This is a genomic window from Streptomyces sp. NPDC002232 (assembly GCF_042890295.1).
Classification (GTDB): domain Bacteria; phylum Actinomycetota; class Actinomycetes; order Streptomycetales; family Streptomycetaceae; genus Streptomyces.
This window is the reverse complement of sequence record NZ_JBIARV010000003.1, coordinates 79,542-103,289: the sequence shown is the minus strand read 5'-3', so window position 1 is coordinate 103,289 and position 23,748 is coordinate 79,542. Positions and strand designations below refer to the sequence as shown.

Sequence of the window (23,748 nt, the reverse complement as noted above, 5' to 3'; positions counted from 1 at the left end):
CCCGGCCGATACCGCGATCGGACGCCGGGAGTCCCGGCCGATGACTTGATCGGCCGGGGATTCCCCGCCAGGCTCTCCCCCATGAGCAGCGCATACACCCCCGACGCCACCGACTGGCGCATCCTCGAAGCCCTCCAGGCCGAGGGCCGTGCCAGCTTCGCCGAGCTCGCCCGCGCGGTGTCGATGTCACCGTCCGCGGTCACCGAGCGGGTGCGGCGCCTGGAGGAGGCCGGGGTGATCAGCGGGTACACGGCGATCGTCGACCAGGACCGTCTCGGCCTGCCCATCCTGGCCTTCGTACGGCTGCGCTACCCGCACGGCAACTACAAGCCGTTCCACGACCTGCTCGACACGACGCCGGAGGTCCTGGAGGCGCACCACGTCACCGGGGACGACTGCTTCGTGCTCAAGGTCGCCGCCCGCTCCATGCGGCACCTGGAGGAGATCACCGGCAAGATCTCCACGCTCGGCGCGGTGACCACCAGCGTCGTCTACTCCTCGCCGCTGCCCCGGCGCTCCCTCAGCCGCTGAGCGCGTCGCCCCCGGTGCGCAGCCGCACCGCCGAGCCCTGCCGCGCCTTGACGACCTCCAGCTGGGCCGGGATGCGGCGGCGCAGGTCGCCGACGTGGCTGACGATGCCCACGCTGCGGTCCCGCTCGCGCAGGGAGTCCAGCACGTCGAGGACCTCGTCGAGGGTCTGCTCGTCGAGGCTGCCGAAGCCCTCGTCGATGAAGAGGGTGTCGAGCCTGACCCCGCCGGCCTCGTCGGTGACGACGTCGGCGAGCCCGAGGGCGAGGGCGAGCGAGGCGAAGAAGGTCTCGCCCCCGGAGAGCGTGGCGGTGTCGCGCTCGTTGCCGGTCCAGGCGTCGACGACGTGCAGGCCGAGGCCGGACCGCTTGCCGCCGGAGCGCGCGTCGGAGTGGACGAGGGTGTAGCGGCCCGAGGACATCCGCTGGAGGCGGGCGCTCGCCGCGGCCGCCACCTGTTCGAGGCGGGCGGCGAGCACGTACGACTCCAGGCGCATCCGGCGCTCGTTCTCCGCGGAGGTGCCGGCGGTGAGGGCGGCGAGGCGGGCCACCCGGTCGTACTCCTCGCGCAGCGGCCCGAGCCGGCGGACCTCGGCGGCGGCCTGCCGGGAGAGTCCGGCGAGTCCCTCGGTCCGCTCGCGTGCGGCGGCGAGGGCCGCGTCGGCCTCGCGGAGCGCGCGTTCCGCCGCCGTGTGCGCGGCGTGCGCGCCGGCCGGATCGGCGGGCGGCAGGGCGGCGGCCTCGGCCGTGCCGGGTTCGGCGAGCCGGTCGGCGACGGCGGCGGCCTCGGCCCGCCAGGCGTCCACGCGCTGCTGGAGCGAGCGGCGTTCGCCCTCTCCGAGGAGGGCGCCGGCCGCCTCGGCGGGGGTGGTGAAGCCCGCCCGGTAGGCGGCGTCGGCGAGCCGGTCGTCGGCCTCCTTGAGGCGCTGGGCGGCGAGTTCGGCGGTGCGCGCGGTGCCGGCGGCGTCGACCAGGAGGGCGATCCGCCGCTCCAGGAGGGTGGCGTGTTCGGCCACGGTGGCGAACGCGCCGCGTCCCCGGGCGAGTTCCTCGTCGAGCGCGGCCCGCTCCCGCTCCAGGGCCTCGCGCCGGGAGGTCCGCGCGGCGACCCGCCGCTCGGCGGCGCGCTGCGCGTCCGTCCGCTCCTCGTGCTCCCGCTCGGCCCGGGCGAGCGCCTCCCGCGCGCCGTGCGTCTGCCCGGCGAGCGCCTGGGCCTCGGCGTGCAGGTGGGTCAACTCCTCGACCTCGGCGTCGAGTTCGGACACGGTGGGTGCCGTCTCCGGCTCCTCGTCGGCGGTGCCGGTCAGGACCTCCGCGCACGCTCCGGACCAGGACTCGCGGGTGACGGCGAGTTCGCGCTCGGCGGCGGTGCGGACCTCCTCGGCGCGGGTGTAGGCCGCGTAGGCGGCGTCCTCGGTGGCGCGGTCGACGTGGTCGGCGGTGGTACGGGCGGGGGCCGGGTGCGCGGTGGAGCCGCAGACCTGGCAGGGGTCGCCCGGGGCGAGGGTGACGGCGAGTTCGGCGGCGATGCCCTCCAGGCGGCGGGACTTGACGTCGAGCCAGCTCTCGTGGGCGTCGTTGCGCCGCTCCCTGGCCCGGGCGAGGCGGGTCTCGGCGAGGTCCGCCTCCTCGGCGAGGGAGTCGCGGCGGCGCGCCGCGGCGAGCCGGCGGCGGGCGGGCTCCAGACGCCCCGCGAGGTGCTCGGCGCGGGCGGCGGCGTCGCGGGCCGTCTCGACGCGGGCGGTGAGGTCCGCGCGGCGGGGTTCCCAGCCGGCGAGCCAGTCGGCGGCGTCGCGGAGGGCGTCGTCGTCGGCGCGCGCCTCGCGGGCGAGTACGGCGTGTTCCTCGGCGACCGAGGCGGCGCGGTGCTCGGCGCGGCGGGCCGCCTCGAGGCCGCCGAGCTCCTCGCGCAGCCGGTGTTCGAGCGTGGAGAGGTGGTCGGCGCCCGCGTCGACCAGCTCGGGCGGCAGCTGGGCGCGGGCCCGCTCCCGTGCCGTGTGCGCGGTGGTGTGCTCGCGCTCGGCGTCCCGGCGCAGCCCCAGCGCGGGGGCGACCCGGTCGGCCTTCAGGCTGCGGTCCAGGGAGTCCTGGAACCGGTCGCGCTCGGGCTCCTGCGCGGTGAGCCGCTCGCGGCGCCGGAGGGCGTCGGCGTGCCGGGACTGCCGGGCGGCGAGGTCGTTCTCGGCGTCGAGCGCGGCGCGGGCGGCGGCCCGGCCGCCCTCGGCCGCGGCGAGGCGCACGTCCGCGATGTCGAGGGCCTCACGGGCCTCGGTTCGGGCGACGGCGGCCCAGGTCAGGACGGACGCGGCGAGCCCGGGGTCGCCGGGCCGCCCCTCCACGGGGGTACGGGCGGCGGCGAGGCCGCCGGCGGCCTGGGTCATGCGGTGCGCGAGGGTGAGCAGCCGCGCGTCCCCGTCCTCGACCTCCTGCTGCGCGGCGCGGCGCAGCTCGGCGAGGCGGTCCTCGACGGCGGCGAAGCGGCGGGTGTCGAAGAGCCGCCCGAGGAGCTTGCCGCGGGCCTCGGCGTCGGCGCGCAGGAAGCGGGCGAAGTCGCCCTGCGGGAGGAGGACGACCTGGCAGAACTGCTCGCGGCTCATGCCGACGAGCTGGGTGACCTCCTCACCGATCTCCTGGTGGGAGCGGCTGAGCCCGGCCCACTCGCCGGTGGCGGGGTCCAGCTCGCGGAGCCACGTCTGGGCCTTCTCGGTCGTGAAGCCGCCGCCGCGCTTCTTGGGCCGCTGCTGGGCGGGACGCCGGGTGATCTCCAGGCGCCGGTCGCCCACGGTCAGTTCGAGGAGGACCTCGGTGGAGGTGCCGACGGGGGCGTGGTCGCTGCGCAGCGACGTGCCGGGGTTCTGGCGGACGCCGGGCACGCTCCCGTACAGGGCGAAGCAGACGGCGTCGAGGACGGAGGTCTTGCCGGCGCCGGTCGGCCCGTGGAGGAGGAACAGCCCCGCGGCGGACAGGGCGTCGAAGTCGACCGTCTGCGTGCCGCCGAAGGGCCCGAACGCGGTGATCTCCAGGCGGTGCAGCCTCATCGGCCCACCTCGCGCTCGACCGCGTCGACGCGGACGTCGTCGAAGGCGCCGTGCAGGACGGCCCGTTCGGCGCCGTCGAGGGCCGCTCCGCCGCGTACGTGGGCCACGAAGTCCTCCGCGATCTGCTGGTCGCTGCGGTCCCTGAGCCGCTGGGCGTAGGAGGCACCGGGGTCGTCCCCGGTCCGCTCGGGGTCGAAGACCAGGTTGAGGGTGTGCGGGAAGCGCTCGGTGAGCCGCGCCATGGGCTCGGCGGGCCGCACCGGGTCGGTGAGGGTGGCCTCCACCCAGGACTGTTCATGCGGGGCGAGCGCCGGGTCGGCGAGGAGGTCGTCGAGCCGGCCCCGGACGCGGGCGAGGGGACGCGGGACGGGGCAGTCGAGGCGGACCTCGCCGGTGATCGCCCCGTCCTCACCGAGGTCGATCAGCCACATGGTCTTGCGGTGGTCGGCCTCGGAGAAGGAGTACGCGAGCGGGGAGCCGGAGTAGCGGACGCGGGGGGTGAGGGTCTGGCTGCCGTGGAGGTGGCCGAGGGCGACGTAGTCGACGCCGTCGAAGACCGCGCAGGGGACGGCGGCGACACCGCCCACCGTGATGTCCCGCTCGCTGTCGCTGGGGGCGCCGCCCGCGACGAAGGCGTGGGCGAGGACGACGGAGCGGGTGCCGGCGGGCCGGCGGGCGAGGTCGGCGCGGACCCGGTCCATGGCGGCGCCGAGGACGGCCTCGTGTCCGGCGTTCCCGGCGCCGAGGCGCTCGCGGACGAGCGCGGGTTCCAGGTAGGGCAGCCCGTAGAGGGCGACCTCGCCGTGGGCGTCGGTGAGGACGACGGGGGTGCCGATGCCGTCGGGGTCGGTACGGAGGTGGATGCCGGCCCGGCCGATGAGCCCGGCGCCGACGCCGAGGCGGCGGGCCGAGTCGTGGTTGCCGGAGATCATGACGGTCGGCACCCCGGCCTCGGCGAGGCGGTGGAGGGCGGTGTCGAAGAGCTCGACGGCGGGCAGCGGGGGCACCGCCCGGTCGTAGACGTCTCCGGCGACGAGGACGGCGTCCACGTCGTGCGCGTGGACGGTGGCCACCAGGTGGTCGAGGAACGCGGCCTGGGCGTCGAGGAGGCCGACGCGGTGGAAGGACCGGCCGAGGTGCCAGTCCGAGGTGTGCAGGAGCCTCACGATGCCGTCCTACCCCGCATGTGTCCCGCTCCTCACCGCCGGTTCCCGTCCCTGTGCGCCCACCACGCTATCCCGAGCGGGCGGGTCGGCGGGGCGGGTCCGCGTGCCCGGACCCGCGGCCCCCCGGCGGGGGCACGGCCACCGGCGGGGCGGGTGAGACGCGTCACGCGCCGCGGAGCGCCTCGTGGTGGGGCCCCCGCTTACCGGCTCGGGCGCCACCGCCCGCCCACGCCGCCCCACCGGTCACGCGTCGCCGTACGCCTCGCCGCCGAGTTCGAACGTGGCCGTGCCCGCCGTCGCGTCGGCGAGCCAGCCGCGGAAGGCCGGGACGTCCGCGTCCGGGAGGCCGATCTCGAGGGTCACGGCCTCGGCGTACCGCACGTCACGGACGGTGCGGCCGGTGGCCCGCAGGTCGTTCTCCAGCTTGCCCGCGCGCTGGTGGTCGACGGTGACGGTGGCGAGCCGGAAGCGCTGCCGGGTGATCGTGCCGACCGCGTCGAGCGCCTCGCCGACCGACCCTCCGTAGGCACGGATCAGGCCGCCCGCGCCGAGCTTCACCCCGCCGTAGTAGCGGGTGACGACGGCGACGACGTAGCGCATCTCCCGGCGCAGCAGCATCTGGAGCATCGGAACGCCGGCCGTGCCGCCGGGCTCGCCGTCGTCGCTCGCCTTCTGCACGGAGGCGTCGGCGCCGAGGACGTACGCGAAGCAGTTGTGGCTGGCGGTCGGGTGCTCCCTGCGGATCCGCGCGACGAACTCCTGCGCCTCCCGCTCGTCGGCGACGGGGGCGAGCGCGCAGAGGAAGCGCGAGCGGTTGATCTCGGTCTCGTGCACGCCCTCGCGGGCGAGCGTGCGGTACTGCTCCTGCATCCGACCAGCCTACGTTCCCTTCCGGACTGCCCTCCCCGCCGATCCTCCCGCGCGGGAATCACGGCCCGGCGCGGCTCGTTCACGCAAGGGACGGGCCGCGCCGACGAGAGGCAGCAGAAGCGATGAGCACAGACAGCACGACGACGGACCCCGCCGCCTACCCGGCGTCGGAGGCGGTGCGGCGGATCCTGACCTCCACGGGCGACACCTGGGCGGTGGTGGGCCTCTCCAACAACCGGGCCCGCGCCGCGTACGGGGTGGCGGCGGTGCTCCAGCGCTTCGGCAAGCGGATCGTCCCGATCCACCCGAAGGCGGAGACGGTGCACGGCGAGCCGGGTTACGCGTCGCTCGCCGACGTCCCCTTCCCGGTCGACGTCGTGGACGTCTTCGTGAACAGCGACCTGGCGGGCGCCGTGGCCGACGAGGCCGTCGCGGTCGGCGCGAAGGCGGTCTGGTTCCAGCTGGACGTGATCGACGAGGACGCGTTCGCCCGGACCCGCGCGGCGGGCCTGGACATGGTCATGGACCGGTGCCCCGCCATCGAGATCCCCCGCCTGGGCTGAGCCCGGGGAGGGGTCAGCCGACGGGGACGCAGAGGCCCTCCAGGACGACGGCACCGGGGAGTTGCGCGAACGCCTTGCCGGGGAGGATGAGCTTGCCCCGGCGGCTGCCGCTGCCGACGAGGACCCACTCGGTGTCGACGACGGCGGCGTCGACGAGCAGGGGCCAGTCGGCGGGGAGGCCGACCGGGGTGATCCCGCCGTACTCCATGCCGGTCTCGCCGGTCGCGGTGTCCATCGGGGCGAAGGAGGCCTTGCGGGCGCCGAGGTGCTTGCGGACGACGCCGTTGACGTCGACGCGGGTCGCCGACTTCACGACGCACGCGGCGAGGGTCGTCGTCTCCCCGCGGCGGCCCGCGACGACCACGCAGTTCGCGGAGGCGTCGAGCAGACCGGGGCCGTGGTGCTCGACGAACACGGCGGTGTCGGCGATGGCCGGGTCGGTGTCCACGTACACCAGCCGGTCGGCCGGGACGGGCCCCGTCCAGGCGCGGATCGCCGCCGCGACGGGGCCGGTCAGCAGGTCGAGGCAGTCGGGGGCGGGCCGGGCTTCGTCGAAGGTTCCGATGGGTGCGCGCATGCGCCTCACGCTAACAACCGCCGCCGGGGGTACGTGGGTCCGTCTCGGCGACCGGGCGACGGCGGACATCGGTGGGCGTCGGCGACCGGGCGACGGCGAGCGGGCCTCGGCCGATCGGGGCAGGCCGGAGGCCGACGGGCCTCGGCCGACCCGTCTCACCGTGCCGGTGGGATCGACACCGCCATGGTCATCTCGGCCGGTTCGTCCCCGTCGTTGCGGTACGCGTGCGCGACGTGCGCCTCGAAGGCGGCCGAGGTGCCGGCCGGCAGGGGATGGTCCGCGCCGTCCACGACCAGCGTCAGCGTCCCCGCGGTGACGTGCAGCAGCTCGACCGTGCCCTCCGGGTGGGGGTCGGAGTCGCTGCCCTCGCCCGGCATGAGGGTCCAGGACCAGAGTTCCAGCGGGCCGCGGGCCTCGGCGCCGACGAGGAGCGTGGTGTGGCTGCCGGTGGAGGTGGACCACATGCGGACGGCCTGGCCGGGCGGGACGAGCCGGACCTGGGGGCCCTGCTCGTAGTCGAGGAGCGTCGTGATGGAGACGCCGAGGGCGTCGGCGAGCTTCACGGTGGTGCCGACGCTGGGGTTGGTACGGGCCTGCTCGATCTGGATGATCATCCCGCGGCTGACGCCCGCGCGGGCGGCGAGCGCGTCCAGGGTGAATCCCCGCTCCTTGCGCCAGCGTTTCAGGTTCCGGGCGAGCGACTGTGTGAGCTGGTCGAGGTCCGACACGTTCCGTCCAATATCCTGGATGACAGAGTCCAATGCACTGAACTACGGTGAGGTGCACCCGATGGTTCACCGCACTGTACTGCCGCACGCCCCTGCGAGGATTCATGACCGCCCTGTTCGCCCTGGCCACCAGCCTCCTGTGGGGCCTCGCCGACTTCGGCGGCGGGCTCCTCACCCGGCGGATCCCCGCGCTCACCGTGGTCGTGGTCTCCCAGACCCTCGCGGTCCTCGTCCTCGGCACGATCGTCCTCGCGACGGGCGCCTGGACCGAGGCGGGGCCCCAGCTCTGGTACGCGGTCGGGGCCGGAGTCGTCGGACCGGCAGCCATGCTCGCCTTCTACAAGGCGCTCGCGCTCGGCCCGATGGGCGTGGTCTCGCCGCTCGGCTCGCTCGGGGTCGTCGTCCCCGTCTCCGTCGGCCTCCTCGTCGGGGACCGGCCGGGCCTGCCGCAGTTCGCCGGGATCGGCGTGGCGGTCCTGGGCGTGGTGCTCGCGGGCGGACCGGAGCTGCGCGGGGCGCCGGTGCAGCGCCGGGCGGTCCTGCTGACCCTGGTCGCGGCCTTCGGCTTCGGCTCGGTGATGGCCCTGATCGCCGAGGCCTCCACGACCGTCACGGGCCTCTTCCTCGCCCTGTTCGTCCAGCGCGTGACCAACGTCCTGGTCGGCGGCGGCGCCCTGTACGCCTCGGTGCGGCGCGGGGGCGCCGCACTTCCCGAGGGCGGGCCCGGAGTCGTCCGCGCCGCCCTCCCGGCCCTCGCCTTCGTGGGCCTCGCGGACGTCGCCGCCAACGGCACGTACGCGATCGCGGCGCAGCAGGGCCCGGTCACCGTCGCGGCCGTCCTCGCCAGCCTCTACCCGATCGTCACGGCCCTGGCGGCCCGCGGCGTCCTGAAGGAACGGCTCCGCGCCGTCCAGGCGGCGGGCGCGGGGCTCGCCCTGGTGGGCACGGTCCTCCTGGCGACCGGTTAGGCCAGCCCTGGCGGCTCGGGCCGGGCTCCCCGGGTCACCCCTGGGGCCCGATCCCCCCGGTGGGCCCCGGACGTCGGTTCAGGACGGCACGGACTCGGAGCTGCCGGCGCGCTGGGCCTCCCAGGCCGCGAGCGCGGCGAGCTGCTCCGGGGTGACGTGGTCCGGGATCGGGACCGGGGCGGGCGTGCGCAGGGGCGGCTGCCAGCCGGTCTCGCGGGTCCAGCTGCGGACGACCTTCGCGGGCGCGCCCGCCACGACCGAGTGGTCCGGGACCTCGCCGCGCACCACCGCGCCCGCCGCCACGACGACGTTGCGGCCGAGGCGCGCGCCGGGCAGGACCACCGCGCCCGTGCCCAGCCAGCACCCGGGTCCGATGGAGACGGGTGCCGAGCGGGGCCACTGGCGGCCGACGGGCTCGTCCGGATCGTCGTAACTGTGGTTCGTCGAGGTGATGTAGACGTACGGACCGCAGTACGTGTCCGAGCCGATGGTCACCCGGGCGTCGGCGATGACGTGGCTGCCCCGCCCGAGGACGACGCCGTCCCCGAGGGTGAGGACCGTGTCCGTCCCCAGGTCCAGGTCGGGGAGCATCCCCGCCGTCAGCGTGACCTGCTCGGCGATGATGCAGCACTCGCCGATCTCGATCCACGGCTCGCCGAAGACCGTGCCCTGCGGGAACGCGAGCCGGGTGCCCGCCCCGAGGCGGCGGAACCGCAGCTTCCCGGGGTGCTCGGCGGTGACGGAACCGGCCTGCTGCACCCAGCGCCAGCCGCCCTGCACGGCACTCGCGACGACCCGGCGCCGCCAGGCGGCGAAGGAGGAGAACGTGTTTCTGTTCCTGGGCACCCGGCCACCGTAGTCGGCGCCGTCGTACCTGATCAGTGCGGTGCGCTGTGATGTCCGTCATGAGCACGGCATAGGCTGCGCCCGGGGGCACCCCCGGGCGTGACACGACGGCAGACGATCAGGAGCGAACCATGACAGAGGCGTTGATCAAGGCAGTGGGCGGCAAGGAGCCGCGGATCGATCCGGCCGCCTTCACCGCCCCGACCTCCGTGGTGCTCGGCGAGGTCACGCTCGGCGCCCGCGCCAGCGTCTGGTACCACGCGGTGCTGCGCGCGGACTGCGGTCCGATCGCGATCGGCGAGGACTCCAACATCCAGGACAACTGCACGGTCCACGTCGACCCCGGCTTCCCCGTCTCGATCGGCGACCGGGTGACCGTCGGCCACAACGCGACCGTGCACGGCTGCGTCATCGAGGACGACGTGCTCGTCGGCATGGGCGCGACGGTCCTCAACGGGGCCCGGATCGGGGCCGGCTCGCTCGTCGCCGCGCAGGCGCTCGTCCCCCAGGGCATGGAGATCCCGCCGGGCTCCCTCGTCGCGGGTGTGCCCGCGAAGGTGCGCCGCCCGCTCACCGAGGAGGAGCGGGCGGGCATCCGGCTGAACGCCGAGATGTACCTGGCGCTCGCCAAGGGGCACGCCGAGGCCTTCCAGGACTGAGCCGCACGCGGGGCAGGGCGGCGCTCGTCTCCCGCCTTCCAGGACTGAGCCGTACGCGAGGGAGGGCGGCACCCGTCCTCCACCTTCGAGGGCTGATGCCGTACGCGAGGGAGGGCGGCACCCGTCTTCCGGGTGCCGCCCTCCCTCGTGTCCGCCCGGGGCTCGCTCAGTCCGCCGCCGGGACCGGCTCCGGCTCGGGCGCCTCGGCCCGCTGCGCCGCCGCCTTCCTGGCGCGGTTCCTGACCACCAGCATCGAGGCGAGGCCGATCAGCACGGCGAGGACCAGGCCCAGCCAGGAGAAGCGCTTGAGCCAGGCCTCGGCGACGACGCCGACGGTGTAGATGACGGCCGTGGTGCCGCCGGCCCACAGGATGCCGCCCAGGACGTTGGCGATGAGGAACTTCCAGTACGGCATCTTCAGCACACCGGCGAGCGGACCCGCGAAGATGCGGAGCAGGGCGATGAAGCGGCCGAAGAAGACGGCCCACATGCCCCACTTCTGGAAGGAGCTCTCCGCGAGCGAGATGTTCGCCTCGCTGAAGTGCTTCGGGAACTTCCGGCCCAGCCAGGCGAGCAGCGGCCGTCCGCCCTTGCGTCCGATCGCGTAGCCGATCGAGTCGCCGATGATCGCGCCGGCGGTGGCGCAGGCCCCGAGCACGTACGGATTGATGTCGCCGTGCTGCGAGGCGAGCAGAGCCGAGCTCACGAGCACGATCTCGCCGGGGAGCGGGATGCCCAGGCTCTCCAGCCCGATCACCACTCCGACGAGGACGTAGACGGCGACCGCGGGGATCGTCTCCAGCCACTCCTGGACGTGCAACGCGCTTCCTCCCGTATCGGCTGCCCGGCCGCTCGACGGCCCGGCAGGCGGGTCGGCGGGCATGCCGGGGCAGCCTACCCGGTCGGGGCGGACGGACCACGAATCCGAGGGGCCGCCCCGGGGACGCGACCGCCCCCGCGCCCGGAGCGGGTGCGGGGGCGGTGCGCGGCGTTCCGGGTCAGGAGTTCGGGCGCAGGGTCCACACGACGGTCATCTCGCCGGTCACGGCGCCGTCCTCGCGGGTGATGTCGATCCGCACCGGGAACTCGGGGCGCTCCCCGGCGTCGAGTTCGGCGACGACCTCGGCGGCGGGGCGGCCGAGCGTGGCCGTGGCGGTGACGACGCCCTTGGCCAGCTTCTTGTAGCCGATCTCGGCCTTGACCGCGAGCGGCACGGCGCGGCCCAGCTGGTCGCCGAAGGCGGCGAGCACGATGGCGCCGCTGGCGGACTCGGCCAGCGTGAACATCGCTCCGGCGTGCGGGCCGCCGAGGTGGTTGTGGTAGGCGGGCTGGTCCGGGAGGCGCACGACGGCGCGCTCGGCGGTGGTCTCCAGGAACTCCAGCTTCAGGGTCCCGGCCATGGGGACCGTGGCGGCGAGCATCTCGCCGACGGACATCTGGTCTGCGCTCATGGACCGTGATGTTACCCGTGGGTAGTAGCCTTGGCCATCCCCGCGCGGGGGCGGGCGTGGTCGAGCGGCCCCCGCCCCTCTATGGTTACTGGCCATGTGGCCAGGACAGCAGCCGCCCGGGGGCGAGCAGAACCCGCAGGACCAGAGTCAGAACCCCTACCAGCAGTCGGGGTACCAGCAGCCGAACCCGTATCAGCAGCCGCCTGCCCAGCCCGGGTACCCGCAGCAGCCGCCGACACAGCCCGGCTACCCGCAACAGCCGCCCGCGCAGCCGGGCTACCCGCAGCAGCCACCGGCGCAGCCCGGGTACCCGCAGCAGGGGTACGCCCCGCAGCCAGGCCAGCCGAACCCGTACCAGCAGCCGACCGTGCCGCAGCAGTACGCGGTGCCGGGACACCCCGGCGGGCCCGACGGCGGGAAGAAGAAGCGGACGACGCTCGTGGCGGTCGTCGCCGCCACCGCCGTGGTCGTCGCGGCCGGCGTCACCGGCTTCCTGGTGCTCGGCAAGGACGACGACAAGAAGAACACCGCCGACGACCCCAAGCCGTCGGTGACGGCCACCCCGTCCGGGGACCCCTCGTCCGACCCGGCACCCGCCCCGAGCCAGTCCTCCGGGATCGCCAACCCGCGCGACGGCGCGGCGCAGCAGCCGACGGTCCCGGGCTGGAAGGTCGTCTACAACCCGAAGTACGGCACCCTCTTCGACGTACCGCCGGAGTGGGAGGTGCTGAAGCCGGGCGCGATCACCTTCTTCGAGGACGAGAAGAAGAACGACGGCAGCCCGCTCGTCACGATGTCCAGCCCCACCCACCTGAAGAGCGAGTGGTGCACGTACGACATCGACAAGAACGGCACCGACGAGACCTGGAGCCTGGCGACGGCCGGCACCAAGGGCGGCCAGGGCGCCAAGGACACCGCGTCCGCGGCGCGCGGCGAGGCGGGCACCTGGGTGTGGGGCGGCTACGCCCAGCACATGCCGCAGAGCACCATCAAGATCACCAAGCCCGTGCCGTACACGACGAAGTCCGGTCTGAACGGCAGCCTGGCGACCGCCACGGCGCCGGGCGTGAAGAAGCGCAACAAGTGCGAGACGGACGGCAAGTCCTACGCCTTCACCTTCAAGAACACCGCCGGCGACTTCTCGACCTGGGTGTTCTACGGGGCCAAGGGCGTCAAGGACGAGCTCCCCGACGCGACGATCCGGCAGATCCTCTCCACGGTCCGGCTCGCGCCCGCGGCCTGACCTTCCCCTGAGCCACCGGGCCCGGCCACGCCGGTCCCGGTGGCCCCTGGGATGCCGTGGGTCACCGGGGTAGGTGCTTCTGCTTCCAGAGGCGCGTCCGTGCCGGGAGTACGTCCGTCCGGCAGGCGCCACACCCCCTGACGGACCGTCCGAAATCGGGTTGGCGGCACGGGGAGGAGCCCGGGACAGTTCCGGGGTGACCACACCCGCCGCCTCTCCCCACCGGGCCACGCCCCGCTCCCGCCGCCCCGAGTGGGCCGGCCGCAACTACCTCCTGCTCACCGCCGCCACGGTCGTGACCAACCTCGGCACCCACGGCGCGCTGATCGCCACCACCTGGGCGGTCTTCGACTCTGGGGGCGACGCGGGCGACGTGGGTCTCGTGGCCATGGCGCGGTTCCTGCCGCTGGTCCTCTTCCTGCTGATCGGCGGCGCGGTGGCCGACCGGGTCCCCCGGCACCGGGTCATGGTCGCCGCCAACGCCCTCAACTGCGTCTCGCAGGCCGCCTTCGCCGTCCTCGTCCTCTCGGGCGAGGCCCGCCTCTGGCAGATGATGGTGCTCACCGCGCTGTGCGGCACCGGCCAGGCCTTCTTCAACCCGGCGGCCGAGGGCATGCTCATGGCCACCGTCAGCGGCGAACAGGCGAACCGCGCCTTCGCCGTCTTCCGGATGGCCATGCACGGCGCCGCCATCGGCGGAGCCGCGCTGGGCGGCGCGCTCGTCGCGTTCGTCGGACCGGGCTGGGTCCTGGCCGTCGACGCGGTCGCCTTCGCCGTCGCCGGCGGTCTGCGGGCCTTCCTCGACGTGAGCGGCCTTCCGGAGCGCTCCCCCGGCCGCGGGCTCTTCGCGGACCTGCGGGAGGGCTGGCAGGAGTTCGTCGGCCGGCCCTGGCTGTGGTCGATCGTCGCCCAGTTCTCGGTGGTGGTCGGGCTCATCGGCGCGGTCGAGGCGGTGTACGGACCGCTGGTCGCCCGGGACGAGCTGGGCGGCTCCCGCCCCTGGGGCGTCGCGCTCGCCGCGTACGGCGCGGGGACGGTCGCGGGCGCGGTCCTGATGACCCGGTGGAAGCCGCGCCGGATGCTCTTCGTCGGGACCCTCTGCGTCTTCCCGATCGCGCTGCCCTCGGCGGCGCTCGCGGTGCCGCTGGACGCGGCGGGCCTGACGGCCGCGATGTTCGTCAGCGGAGTCGCGATCGAGGTGTTCGGCGTCTCCTGGATGACGACCATGCACCAGGAGATCCCGGAGGAGAAGCTGTCCCGGGTCTCCGCGTACGACTGGTTCGGGTCGACGGCCCTGCTCCCGCTGTCCACGGCGCTCGCGGGCCCGGCGGAGAGCGCCTTCGGCCGGAGCGAGGCGCTGTGGGGCGCGGCGGCGCTGATGGTGCTCGTCACCGCGCTCGTCCTGTTCGTGCCGGACGTACGGAACCTGACGCGGCGCCCGCACACGAAGGAGGTCGCGGGCGCCCGGGGCGCCCCGGACCCGTCAGCCGATGCCGAAGGCGCCCTCGGGCGGAACGGGTGAGGGCACGGCCCCGGTGTCGAGGACCGGTTCCGCATCGCCGGTGAAGCGGTCGAGCGTCTCCCCGTGCTCCACGCGCGCGGGAAAGGCGTCGGCGGCCGCGCGCCGCGCGAGGTGGGCGATGTCGATCTCCCGGCCGGAGGCGACGAGGACCGCGTTCCCGAAGCGGCGGCCGCGCAGCACGCCGGGCTCGGCGACCAGCGCCAGCTCGGGGAAGACGGCGGCGAAGGTGGCGAGCTGCGAGCGGAGGAAGGGGAACGGCGCCCCGTCGGCGAGGTTGGCGGCGTAGAGCCCGCCGGGCCGCAGCACCCGCCGTACCTCGCGCGCGTACTCGACGGTGGTGAGGTGCGCGGGCACCCGCGAGCCGCCGAAGACGTCGCCCAGGATCAGGTCGGTCGAGGCGTCCGGCGCGGCCTCCAGCCAGGCACGGGCGTCCGCGCCGTGCACTCGGGTCCCCGAGCCCTCGGGCAGCGGCAGGTGCTCCTCGACCAGGGCGAGCAGACCCCGGTCCGCCTCGACGACGTCCTGACGGGAGCCGGGCCGGGTGACGGCGACGTACCGGGGCAGCGAGAGCGCGCCGCCGCCCAGGTGCAGGACGTCGAGGGGCGCGCCGGGCTCGGCGGCGCCGTCGACGACGTGGGCGAGTCGCCGCGCGTACTCGAACTCCAGGTACGCCGGATCGTCGAGGTCGACGTACGACTGGGGCGCGCCGTCGACCGTGAGCAGCCAGGCCCGCTCCCGGTCCACGTCGGGCATGAGGCGCGCGGTGCCCTGGTCGACCTCGCGGAGGACGGGGATGTGCTCGTTCACGCGTTCATTGTGCCGCCCCTCCCGTGACCGTTGACAGCGCGGCCGGGCGCCGCCGGACCGGCCTGATCGACACGACACCCCTAGAGGTTCTTGAGGGCCTCGCGGACCGAGAGCGGGGAGAGCCGGGAGTCGTGGGCGGCGACGAAGGCGCGGACCTCGGCGGGGGCCGTCTTCCCGTACTCGCGCAGGCTCCATCCGATGGCCTTGCGGACGAAGAAGTCGGGGTGGTCCGCGCGGCGCAGGCAGTAGGCGAAGAGCCGGTCGGCGTCGGTGGCGTCCTTGAAGCGGAGCTGGTGGAGGAGGGCGGTGCGGGCGACCCACAGGTCCTCGTCCTCGATCCACGTGTCCATCTCGGCGGCGAGGGCCGGGTCGGCCGCCACCAGACCGCCGACGACGTGGGCGGCGAGGTGGTCGACCGTGTCCCACCAGGACACGGTGGTGACGAGCCGGCGGGCGACCGGCAGGAAGGCGGAGGAGCAGCGCCCGACGTGCCGGCGCAGGTAGTCGACGGCGAAGTAGTGGTACTCGCGCTCGGGGAGGGCGAAGCAGCGCAGGGCGAGCGCCGCGCAGTCGGTCTCGTCGGGGCGCGGGGTGCCGTCGAGGACGGTCCGGGACAGCGCGCGGCGCTCGGGCGTGCGGATGCCGAGGAAGGGGGCCACGCCCTTCATGTAGGCGACCATCTCCTGGGCCCGGAAGGGGTTCCCGGCGGCCGGGTAGACCGTGGTGAGGCGGTCCAGGACGGTGTCGGCGAGGGCGCTCGCGGGCGGCGCGGTGTCGGTCATGGGGCCTCTCGGGCACGGCGCTCTCCGGGTGCGCGCCCGGACGGACATGACGCACATTACGGCGCTCCTACGGGCGCGTCCGTTACTCTCCCCGAATGCTCGCTCCCGCGCCCCGGCCGCCGGGCTCCCTCGCCGTCCGCTGCTCCCGGGCTCTGCTGTCCCCCCGCTCGCGGCTCTCGCTGCTCGCCGTGCTGCTGCTCTCGGCGGCGACCCTCGTGGTGCTGTACGAGCCGCAGCGGATGCTCTCCTCTGGCTGGCCGCCGCACTCGGGCGGCGCCGGGGCGGTGCTGCTCTTCGGGCTCGCGTACGGGGTGTGCGCGGCCGCCTTCGTGCCGCGTCCGGTGCTCAATCTGGCGGCGGGCGCGCTCTTCGGCTCCGCGGCCGGTCTGACGGGGGCGCTGGCGGGGACGGTGCTCGGGGCGGGCATCGCGTTCGCCCTCGGGCGGTTCCTGGGGCAGGACGCGCTGCGCCCGCTGGTGCGGGGGCGCTGGCTGACGGCGGCGGACGGGCAGTTGAGCCGGCACGGGTTCCGCTCGATGCTGGCGATCCGGCTGTTCCCGGGGGTACCGTTCGCGGCGGCCAACTACTGCGCGGCGGTCTCCCGGATGCGGTACGTGCCGTTCCTGGTGGCGACGGCGCTGGGTTCCGTCCCGAACACGGCGGCGTACGTGGTGGCGGGCGCCCAGGCCGGGGAGCCGGGCTCGCCGGCCTTCCTCTTCTCGGCGGGCTTCATCGTCCTGTCGGGCCTCGGCGGGGCGGTGGTGGCCTGGCGCAAGCGCCACGGGCTGCGGGCGGCGGCCCGGACCCCGGCCCCGGATCCCGAGCGAGTGCGGGAGCCGGCCCTTCCGTAGGGCGGTCCACCGGCTCGCCACGAGCACGTCATCTTCGGCATGTACCCTGCGCACGACCTTCTGACCGCACACGTACATAACGGGACGGCCCTAGCCCCATGAGTTGGTTCGAATCGTTCATCCTGGGACTCGTCCAGGGGCTGACGGAGTTCCTTCCCATCTCCTCCAGCGCGCACCTCCGCCTCACGGCGGCCTTCGCCGGCTGGGAGGACCCGGGTGCGGCCTTCACCGCGATCACGCAGATCGGCACGGAGACCGCGGTCCTGATCTACTTCCGGAAGGACATCGCGCGGATCGTCTCCGCCTGGTTCCGCTCGCTCACCGACCGGTCGATGCGGTCCGACCACGACGCCCAGATGGGCTGGCTGGTGATCGTCGGCTCCATCCCGATCGGTGTCCTCGGCGTGACGCTCAAGGACCAGATCGAGGGCCCGTTCCGCGATCTGCGGATCACGGCGGCCACGCTGATCGTGATGGGCGTCGTCCTCGGCATCGCCGACCGGATGGCCGCCCGGGACGAGATCGGCGGCCGGCACCGCGCGATGCGCGAGCGCAAGACGCTCAAGGACCTCGGTGTGAAGGACGGCCTGATCTTCGGCTTCTGCCAGGCGATGGCCCTGATCCCGGGCGTCTCCCGGTCCGGCGCGACGATCTCCGGCGGTCTGTTCATGGGCTACACCCGTGAGGCGGCGGCCCGGTACTCCTTCCTGCTCGCGATCCCCGCGGTGCTCGCCTCGGGCGTGTTCGAACTGAAGGACGCGGGCGAGAGCGGCCACATCTCGTGGGGCCCGACACTCTTCGCCACGATCGTCGCTTTCGCGGTGGGGTACGCGGTGATCGCCTGGTTCATGAAGTTCATCACGACGAAGTCCTTCATGCCGTTCGTGATCTACCGCATCCTGCTCGGCATCCTGCTCATCGTGCTGGTCAGCGCCGGTGTACTGAGCCCGCACGCGGGCGAGTCGGGCGGCTGAGACCCGGTTCACCACACGGGGCCGCGACCTGCACAGGATCAGCTGCACAGTGGCTCGCCGCGACGGGGCCCGCCTGCGGGGCTTCCGGGCCCCCAACACGTGACGGAACGCGAGGGAATCGGAGTACGAGAGGCTCGTCGCGGCCGATTCAGCGAGCCGCCGGGCGATCCGCGGTGACCAGCCAGGACGTGCTGCGCAGCCGGACCGTGCCGTCCGCCGCCTCATGGCCGCGGAGGCGGTGGGCGAGGGCGCGCTCGGCGCGGCCCCGTGCGGCCGGGTCGACCTGCCCCATCCAGTGGCCGCCGGGACCCGTACCCAGCAGGAACTCCGCCGCGTCATCGGCTCCCTGCCCCCACGCCCCGTACGCCTCGACCCGGTCGACGGCCGTGCCGGTGAACCCGGCCGCGGTGAGCACGGCGTGGATCCGCTCCGGGAACGACAGGGAGAACATGCCGGGCAGCCCCGGCGTACCGAAGTCGCCGACCGGCAGGATGTCGCGCAGTGACCGCATGGCGACCACCCAGTCGTTGAGGGAGGGCTCGGCGGGGCAGACGAACGCCAGGCGCCCGCCGGCGCGGAGCGCTCGGCCGATGTTGCCGAAGGCTTGCCCGGGGTCGGAGAAGAACATCACCCCGTAGCGACTGATCGCCGCGTCGAAGGTGCCCGTTCCGAACGGGTGCGTCTGCGCGTCTCCCTGCGTGAACGTGGCATTGCCGACGCCCTCCCGTGCCGCCTGCAACCGCGCCTCGGCCAGCATGGGGTCGGACAGGTCGAGACCCACGGCGCCGCCTCGGGGCGCCCGGAGGGCGGCGAGTCGCGTGGTCTGGCCGGAACCGCAGCCGAGGTCGAGGATCCGATGGCCCTCGGTGATTCCGGCGGCGTCGAGCAGCCGCTCGTTGAAGCCCTCGTTCACGGCGTTCCAGCGGTCCCGGTTGCGGGCCCACTGGACACCCTCGGGGCCGTTCCACGCGTGCGCCTGCTCGGTGTTGACGACGTTCGGCACGGGTTCCTCCTGACGGTACGACAAAGAATGGGCGTGCGCCCAAACAGTATGGGCGCGCGCCCATATGGGCAACAGGCTTACGATTCCAGCGGTCGCGCCACTCATGGCGCCGACCGTCGGAGGGAAGGAAGGCCGATGTCACCCCGTGGAGTGGCGACTCCGGACGTGCGCGAACGACTGTTCGCGGCCGCTGAACGGATCGTGGAGCGGGAGGGGCCGGGTGCGCTCACGAGTCGGGCCGTCACCACCGAGGCGGACTGCGCCAAGGGGCTGCTGCACGCGCACTTCGCCGGGCTCGACGATTTCGTGGGTCAACTCTGCCTCGACCGGTTCGCACGAACGGCGGCCCGGGCGCGAGCCCTTTCGGAGTCGGCCGGGAAGGGCACGGTGTCCGGAAACCTCAACGCCGTCGTCCTGGCGTTCTTCGACGGCGGCGGGCCGGCGCTTTCCGGCCTCGCCCTGACCCGCCCTGCCGCGGCGCAGCGCTTCCGCGAGGCCCTGGAGGCCGGCGCACCGGGCTTCGCCGCCATCCAGGAGGCGGTGGCCGACTACGTGGAGGCCGAGCGCACCCTGGGCCGGGTGGCGGCCACCGCCGACCCGCACACGGTGGCCCTCGCCGTCGTGGGCACGGCCCACCACCTCCTGATGACGACCTGGCCCGGGGCGCCCGACCCGCGCGCGGCGATGAGACGCCTGGTCGCCGCGCTGGTGGGTGACTAGGTCTCGTCCGGCCGATCATGGCCCTGGCCGCTGCGGCATGGCGAGGGCTCCAGCTCGTCGCGGGCATGGTCGGTCCACGACGCCGTGTGCCAGGGTGGCCGGATGGATTGGCAGTCCGAGAGCCCGGAACTCTGGGCGTTCCTGGAGTCCCTGCGCCGCGGCGAGATCGTGTCCGGCACCGTCGCGGCGATCGAACGGTTCGGGGTCTTCGTGGCCCTGGACAACGGGCCCGCCCATCCCCTGTTCCCGGGCGTCGGGTTCATCGTCGTCCCCGAACTGTCCTGGCGGCGCTTCGACGCTCCCACCGATGTCGTTCAGGTAGGGCAACGTGTCGCGTGCGAGTTCCTCCAGTTCGACACCTACAACGCGGAGGCCAGACTGTCCTTGAGGGCCCTTCAGCCCGACCCCCTCCAGGCCTTCACCGACCGCACAGAGGTGGGTCAGGAACTCCGCGGGACGGTGGAGAAGGTGCTTCCCTTCGGCGTCATCGTCGACCTCGGGGACGGGGTTGCCGGGCTGATCCCCTTCAGGGAAGCTCTCGGCCGGCCTGCGGTGAGTCCGGTGGAACACTTCGAGGTCGGGGAGAGAATCGCCGTCGTCGTCACGGAGATCGACCCGGCGCCCCGCCGGGTTCTCCTCTCCAGGCCGCAGGGCGGCCGGCACGAGGGCGCCACGCCTGCCACGTGACGGGCGGCGTACCCCACGCGTTGAGGCGAGGATGGCGCGGGGTGATCTGAACGATGCAGAGCGGCAACGACTCCGACCACTGCTGCCGGTCAGCAACGGGCGTCGCGGCAGGTGGCGGGACTACCGGCAGATGATCGACGGGACTTGACACCGGGTGCGGACCGGGGTGCCGACGGGCCCACTGCGCGGGGTCCTGGTCCGCCTTCGCGCGGATGCATCGGGCGGTGACCACGATCCGCGAGTCCGCGGCGGCCTGGTCGTTCGCGTACGCCTCCTGGCGCTCGGCCGTCCACCCCCAGACACCAGACGCGAGCGGCTCGGCCCGCTGTGGCCGTGGAGGCGCTGAGCGCCCAGGGGCTGCACTGGGCCCAGAGCAGTGATCCCGAAGGGAAGACCAACACAACGGGTCAGCGATCAGCAAGCCGTTCGCCCGCGTCCCGCACACCGGTCGGCAGGTCGCCGCAGTCGTAGGTGTAGAGCCAGGCCGTGGCCCTGGCGTAGAAGAGGCGGACACCCAGGGGCATCATCAGGTCACGCATCCACCGTCCGAGGGGCCCGGCCGTCTTCGCGTCGCGGTTGTCCGAAGCCGCCTTCAGCATTCTGGTGACCCGCGGGGCACGCTGGGCCGCGTACGTCGCGAGAGCGGCAACCGGCGGCGCGGCGGCCAAGGCGCGCGCCAGGGCCAGCGCGTCCTCCAGCGCCATGGAGGCTCCCTGCCCGGCGCCGACGGGGTGCGCCGCGTCGCCGATGAGCACCACGCGGTCGCTCTGTGCGCGCGGAATCGGAGCGAGGCGGTGCATCGGGGTGGGGCGGTGCAGCTCGACGGTGGCCGCCAGGATCTCGTGCGGGATCCGGTCGTGCCGGTAGAGCGTGGACAGGCGGTCGACCCACTCCTCGTCGGTTCCCTTGAGATCCGGCTGCGCGGGCGAGGCGACCTGGGCGGACCACCACACCCTGCCTCCGGGCGCGGCGAGGTGGAGGAAGGCCCCGTGACGGGCGAACGTCAGGTTGAACACGCCGGGATCGAGCGCGATGCCCTCGGACACACCGGAGACGCTGTAGAGCCCGGCGTACTCGGGGACCGGCGCTTCGGGGGCCAGGAGCTTCCGCGTCGTCGACCAGATGCCGTCCGCGCCGACGAGCAGCACCGCTTCCGCCGTGCGACCGCTCGCGAAGACTGCCCGGACACCGCTCGACGTGGTGACCGTTTCCACCAGGCGCTCGCCGGTGATCACCACCGCCCCGGCCTCCACCGCCCGCGTACGCAGGGCCTCGACCAGGTCGCCCCGCATCAGAGTCACGCTGTGGAGCTCGTCGTCGCGGAGCCGTCCTCGCGGCACGTCTCCCAGGAGCCTGCCGGAACCCGACCACATGCGCTGGCCCGGCACATCGATCCCGGCGGTCCGCACCTGCTCCAGGACGCCCAGGCTGCGGAGCACCCGCAGCCCGTTGGAGGCCAGGCTCAGGAAGGAGCCGACCTGGCCTGCGGGTTCCGCGTACGCCTCGTAGACCGTCACCTCGGCACCGATGCGCCGGAGCGCCAGTGCAGCCGCCGCGCCCGCCACTCCCCCGCCGATCACGATCACCTTCACGCTTCCCCCTGAATCCTTATTCACTGAATCTTAATTCACGGAACTGCGGTTCACTATGATGGGCGACGCAGGGGACGTCAAGCACAAGGAGCCCGCCCCATGGGCGTACGCAAGGAGCAGGCCGCCGAGACCGAGGCGGCCCTGAAGGCCGCGGCACGGCGACTGTTCGCCGAACGCGGCTTCCTCGACACGAAGATCACCGACATCACCCGGGAGGCGGGCCGCGCCACCGGCTCCTTCTACGCCCACTTCGCGGACAAGGAAGCCCTGCTCCAGGCGCTCCTCTGGGACATGAACGCGCAGGCCGACGCCGAGATCGCCTCGGCCGAACACCCCACCGACCACGACCTGACCGACCGCGCGCAACTGCGCGAGCACCTGGCCGTCACCTGGCACATGATCCGCGACCACCTGCCCGTGGTCGTCGCCCTGACGCAGACCACTCTGGCCGGGCCGCCGAGCGAGGGGCGGGCATGGGCCGGCATGACGGCCGAGACGGCGGTCCTACGGGAACACCTGGAGTGGCTGCGCCGGCAAGGCCACGAGCTTCCGGGCGATCCGGAGGTACTCGCCGCGGCCATCGGCGCCATGGTCTCGATGCTCGGCTACGCCGTGATCACCGCGGGCGAGAACAGACCGGCAACCACGGACGAGGACATCATCGACGCCCTGACCTCCCTGCTCCTGCACGGCCTGACCGGACCGACCACCGCCGAGGGCTAGATCGTCCACAGCGGAGGCAGACCCGCGACGGAAGAAAGGCGACCACGCACGATCGCCCCCGACGAGCCCTGACGACCACCCACCGGCGGGCACCCCGCACATGCGCGGCTGCGACCACTCCCGGCCCGACGGGCGGAATGCCCGACTTCGCCCTATGTTGTCATCGTCATTGCTTTCCACCCAGAAGGACGGGTCATGACTGACAAGGGCCGCACGGACAAGGTCAAGGGCAAGGCGAAGGAAACGGTCGGCAAGGTGACCGGCAACGACCGCATGAAGACCGAGGGACGGATGGACCAGGCCAAGGGCAAGGCGAAGGAAGCGGCGTCCGACGCCAAGGACGCGGTGCGCGGCAAGCGCGACGACCGCTGAACCATCGGCCGTGAGAAGGGTCCGCCCCTGAGGGGCGGACCCTTCTCACGCGACCGTCCGGGCGGAGGTACCCCATCGCCAAGCCGCCTCACGGCGCCCGTAGGGATCAGTGCGGAGGTGGACGAGAAACGCCCCTCCAGCGCAACCTCGCCCTCACCTACGCGACCGAGCCTTGACCGGCCGGCTCGGCGCCATACCCTCGCAGGGTCGGCCGGGCTCGCCAACCTGCACGGATCAACTTGCACCATGGGGATGAACCTCTGCCGCTGCCGTACGCCGAGCGCACGCCCGGCTGAGCCACCTGGACGGATGCCCGTCCACTCGTTGCGGTGGGTACGCGCCTGCCCTCACCCCCTCGGCTCCGCCGTCGGCGACACCGGCGCCGGTGTGGATAGGGATGAGACACGGGCTTGCGGATGGGCCGGTTCGCGGGGCTGGCGAAGGAGTGGGACCGGGTGCTACCAGTGGCCGACTACCACCGCACCAACCTCACCGATCGGCAGCTGGCACCACTGTTCGGCATCTCGCCCGCCACGGTCGAGCGGGTCATCCCGCGACTCCGCCCTCTACGGGCGCTCGAGCGGGCTCCGTGGCCAGCGGCTGGCAACTGGGCCGACGCCGACGTGTGGCGCGAGTCGGCGTTAGCCGCCTTGGCGGCGGGCACGACCGTGATCGCGGATGCGCCGACCTCGGCACCGGCCTGATCGTCTGCACCGCAAAAGAGCCGACCGTCCCCCTCCTGAACGGCAGAAGGGAGGACCACCCGAACACCGACGCCTTCGTGTTCTGCGTGCCCGAGCCAGACCTTCCGCAACACCCTTCAGGACCTGCCGCTGGGTCACGTGACGCTCAAGCTGTGGAATTTCGGTCTACCAGAGGGAGCGAGTATCGCGGAGTGCTTCCGGAGTCTGTTCGGGCAGGGGCCTGCCCCCGTCAGTGCCCCGCAGCACGCCCGGGTCGGGTGCGTAGTCCTCCGTGGGTGGTGCCGGCTGGTGAAAACGCTCGGTGCCCGGAATGGTGACTTCCAGCAGTCGGCCCTGCTGGAACATCCAGAGCCCGAAGCATTCGTCGTCCTGGTC

Annotated in this window: 24 protein-coding genes and 1 pseudogene; 13 read left to right on the top strand and 12 right to left on the bottom strand. The window is 73.7% G+C overall.

Annotated elements, in window-relative coordinates; all coding sequences use genetic code 11:
* The first annotated feature begins 81 nt into the window (after window positions 1-81).
* Window positions 82-531 (top strand): Lrp/AsnC family transcriptional regulator, encoded by a 450-nt coding sequence (locus tag ACFYXU_RS13090; protein ID WP_329852283.1) that lies wholly within the window; start codon window positions 82-84, stop codon window positions 529-531.
* On the opposite strand, the gene ACFYXU_RS13085 is transcribed toward ACFYXU_RS13090, so the two are convergent.
* The 3 genes from ACFYXU_RS13085 to ACFYXU_RS13075 form a co-directional block, all read right to left on the bottom strand.
* Window positions 521-3,565, bottom strand: a complete 3,045-nt coding sequence (locus tag ACFYXU_RS13085) for an AAA family ATPase (protein WP_389457681.1) — start codon at window positions 3,563-3,565, stop codon at window positions 521-523. The genes ACFYXU_RS13090 and ACFYXU_RS13085 overlap by 11 nt on opposite strands.
* On the bottom strand, window positions 3,562-4,731 hold the full coding sequence (locus tag ACFYXU_RS13080; RefSeq protein ID WP_389457679.1) for an exonuclease SbcCD subunit D: 1,170 nt from the start codon (window positions 4,729-4,731) through the stop codon (window positions 3,562-3,564). Before ACFYXU_RS13080 ends, ACFYXU_RS13085 begins: the two co-directional genes overlap by 4 nt.
* A gap of 243 nt (window positions 4,732-4,974) precedes the next feature.
* On the bottom strand, window positions 4,975-5,601 hold the full coding sequence (locus ACFYXU_RS13075; RefSeq protein ID WP_329852279.1) for a YigZ family protein: 627 nt from the start codon (window positions 5,599-5,601) through the stop codon (window positions 4,975-4,977).
* 122 nt (window positions 5,602-5,723) lie between these two features.
* Between ACFYXU_RS13075 and ACFYXU_RS13070 the strand changes: the two genes are divergently transcribed.
* Entirely contained in the window at window positions 5,724-6,164 is a 441-nt protein-coding gene (locus ACFYXU_RS13070) for a CoA-binding protein (RefSeq protein WP_389408957.1), read from the top strand.
* 13 nt (window positions 6,165-6,177) lie between these two features.
* Here the strand turns inward: ACFYXU_RS13070 and ACFYXU_RS13065 are convergent, their stop codons facing one another.
* On the bottom strand, window positions 6,178-6,741 hold the full coding sequence (locus tag ACFYXU_RS13065; RefSeq protein ID WP_389457677.1) for a YbaK/EbsC family protein: 564 nt from the start codon (window positions 6,739-6,741) through the stop codon (window positions 6,178-6,180).
* A gap of 155 nt (window positions 6,742-6,896) precedes the next feature.
* A complete protein-coding gene (locus ACFYXU_RS13060) occupies window positions 6,897-7,469 on the bottom strand; it encodes an XRE family transcriptional regulator (protein WP_361401021.1) in 573 nt (190 codons plus the stop codon).
* A 104-nt stretch (window positions 7,470-7,573) separates the two neighbouring features.
* Here ACFYXU_RS13060 and ACFYXU_RS13055 point away from each other — a divergent pair, with 104 nt between their 5' ends.
* Window positions 7,574-8,437 (top strand): EamA family transporter, encoded by an 864-nt coding sequence (locus tag ACFYXU_RS13055; RefSeq protein ID WP_389457675.1) that lies wholly within the window; start codon window positions 7,574-7,576, stop codon window positions 8,435-8,437.
* A 78-nt stretch (window positions 8,438-8,515) separates the two neighbouring features.
* On the opposite strand, the gene ACFYXU_RS13050 is transcribed toward ACFYXU_RS13055, so the two are convergent.
* Window positions 8,516-9,283 (bottom strand): acyltransferase, encoded by a 768-nt coding sequence (locus ACFYXU_RS13050; protein ID WP_376516186.1) that lies wholly within the window; start codon window positions 9,281-9,283, stop codon window positions 8,516-8,518.
* A 131-nt stretch (window positions 9,284-9,414) separates the two neighbouring features.
* Between ACFYXU_RS13050 and ACFYXU_RS13045 the strand changes: the two genes are divergently transcribed.
* On the top strand, window positions 9,415-9,942 hold the full coding sequence (locus ACFYXU_RS13045; RefSeq protein WP_376516188.1) for a gamma carbonic anhydrase family protein: 528 nt from the start codon (window positions 9,415-9,417) through the stop codon (window positions 9,940-9,942).
* 166 nt (window positions 9,943-10,108) lie between these two features.
* Here ACFYXU_RS13045 and ACFYXU_RS13040 read toward each other — a convergent pair whose 3' ends face one another.
* Window positions 10,109-10,762, bottom strand: a complete 654-nt coding sequence (locus ACFYXU_RS13040) for a DedA family protein (RefSeq protein WP_361401010.1) — start codon at window positions 10,760-10,762, stop codon at window positions 10,109-10,111.
* A 178-nt stretch (window positions 10,763-10,940) separates the two neighbouring features.
* Entirely contained in the window at window positions 10,941-11,393 is a 453-nt protein-coding gene (locus ACFYXU_RS13035) for a DUF4442 domain-containing protein (protein ID WP_329852265.1), read from the bottom strand.
* A 94-nt stretch (window positions 11,394-11,487) separates the two neighbouring features.
* On the opposite strand from ACFYXU_RS13035, the gene ACFYXU_RS13030 reads away from it, so the two are divergent.
* Window positions 11,488-12,636, top strand: a complete 1,149-nt coding sequence (locus ACFYXU_RS13030) for a hypothetical protein (protein WP_376513669.1) — start codon at window positions 11,488-11,490, stop codon at window positions 12,634-12,636.
* A gap of 196 nt (window positions 12,637-12,832) precedes the next feature.
* Window positions 12,833-14,158: an MFS transporter gene (locus ACFYXU_RS13025; protein WP_389408954.1), complete on the top strand. Its 1,326-nt coding sequence runs from the start codon at window positions 12,833-12,835 to the stop codon at window positions 14,156-14,158.
* On the opposite strand, the gene ACFYXU_RS13020 is transcribed toward ACFYXU_RS13025, so the two are convergent.
* Together ACFYXU_RS13020 and ACFYXU_RS13015 are read right to left on the bottom strand one after the other, a co-directional pair.
* A complete protein-coding gene (locus ACFYXU_RS13020) occupies window positions 14,120-14,965 on the bottom strand; it encodes a spermidine synthase (protein WP_389408953.1) in 846 nt (281 codons plus the stop codon). The genes ACFYXU_RS13025 and ACFYXU_RS13020 overlap by 39 nt on opposite strands.
* An 80-nt stretch (window positions 14,966-15,045) precedes the next feature.
* Window positions 15,046-15,747 (bottom strand): DNA alkylation repair protein, encoded by a 702-nt coding sequence (locus tag ACFYXU_RS13015; RefSeq protein WP_389408952.1) that lies wholly within the window; start codon window positions 15,745-15,747, stop codon window positions 15,046-15,048.
* 95 nt (window positions 15,748-15,842) lie between these two features.
* Between ACFYXU_RS13015 and ACFYXU_RS13010 the strand changes: the two genes are divergently transcribed.
* Both ACFYXU_RS13010 and ACFYXU_RS13005 read left to right on the top strand, forming a co-directional pair.
* Window positions 15,843-16,598 carry a TVP38/TMEM64 family protein gene (locus ACFYXU_RS13010; protein ID WP_389408951.1) on the top strand — a complete coding sequence of 252 codons (756 nt, stop codon included), beginning with the start codon at window positions 15,843-15,845 and terminating at the stop codon, window positions 16,596-16,598.
* A 98-nt stretch (window positions 16,599-16,696) separates the two neighbouring features.
* Entirely contained in the window at window positions 16,697-17,572 is an 876-nt protein-coding gene (locus tag ACFYXU_RS13005) for an undecaprenyl-diphosphate phosphatase (RefSeq protein WP_376513679.1), read from the top strand.
* A 148-nt stretch (window positions 17,573-17,720) separates the two neighbouring features.
* Here the strand turns inward: ACFYXU_RS13005 and ACFYXU_RS13000 are convergent, their stop codons facing one another.
* The gene (locus ACFYXU_RS13000; protein WP_389408950.1) at window positions 17,721-18,575 is read right to left on the bottom strand and encodes a class I SAM-dependent methyltransferase; all 855 of its coding nucleotides are present in this window, start codon (window positions 18,573-18,575) and stop codon (window positions 17,721-17,723) included.
* Window positions 18,576-18,710: 135 nt separating this feature from the next.
* On the opposite strand from ACFYXU_RS13000, the gene ACFYXU_RS12995 reads away from it, so the two are divergent.
* Together ACFYXU_RS12995 and ACFYXU_RS12990 are read left to right on the top strand one after the other, a co-directional pair.
* On the top strand, window positions 18,711-19,295 hold the full coding sequence (locus ACFYXU_RS12995; RefSeq protein WP_389408949.1) for a TetR/AcrR family transcriptional regulator: 585 nt from the start codon (window positions 18,711-18,713) through the stop codon (window positions 19,293-19,295).
* Between the two features lie 102 nt (window positions 19,296-19,397).
* Window positions 19,398-19,982 (top strand): S1 RNA-binding domain-containing protein, encoded by a 585-nt coding sequence (locus ACFYXU_RS12990; RefSeq protein ID WP_389408948.1) that lies wholly within the window; start codon window positions 19,398-19,400, stop codon window positions 19,980-19,982.
* Window positions 19,983-20,389: 407 nt separating this feature from the next.
* Here ACFYXU_RS12990 and ACFYXU_RS12985 read toward each other — a convergent pair whose 3' ends face one another.
* The gene (locus tag ACFYXU_RS12985) at window positions 20,390-21,574 is read right to left on the bottom strand and encodes an FAD-dependent oxidoreductase (protein ID WP_389408947.1); all 1,185 of its coding nucleotides are present in this window, start codon (window positions 21,572-21,574) and stop codon (window positions 20,390-20,392) included.
* 99 nt (window positions 21,575-21,673) lie between these two features.
* Here ACFYXU_RS12985 and ACFYXU_RS12980 point away from each other — a divergent pair, with 99 nt between their 5' ends.
* The 3 genes and pseudogenes from ACFYXU_RS12980 to ACFYXU_RS12970 all read left to right on the top strand — a co-directional run.
* On the top strand, window positions 21,674-22,297 hold the full coding sequence (locus ACFYXU_RS12980) for a TetR/AcrR family transcriptional regulator (protein WP_389408946.1): 624 nt from the start codon (window positions 21,674-21,676) through the stop codon (window positions 22,295-22,297).
* A 195-nt stretch (window positions 22,298-22,492) separates the two neighbouring features.
* Window positions 22,493-22,669: a CsbD family protein gene (locus tag ACFYXU_RS12975; RefSeq protein ID WP_376513697.1), complete on the top strand. Its 177-nt coding sequence runs from the start codon at window positions 22,493-22,495 to the stop codon at window positions 22,667-22,669.
* A gap of 410 nt (window positions 22,670-23,079) precedes the next feature.
* Window positions 23,080-23,250, top strand: a pseudogene (locus ACFYXU_RS12970) (transposase family protein); the annotation flags it as partial.
* Window positions 23,251-23,748: the final 498 nt, after the last annotated feature.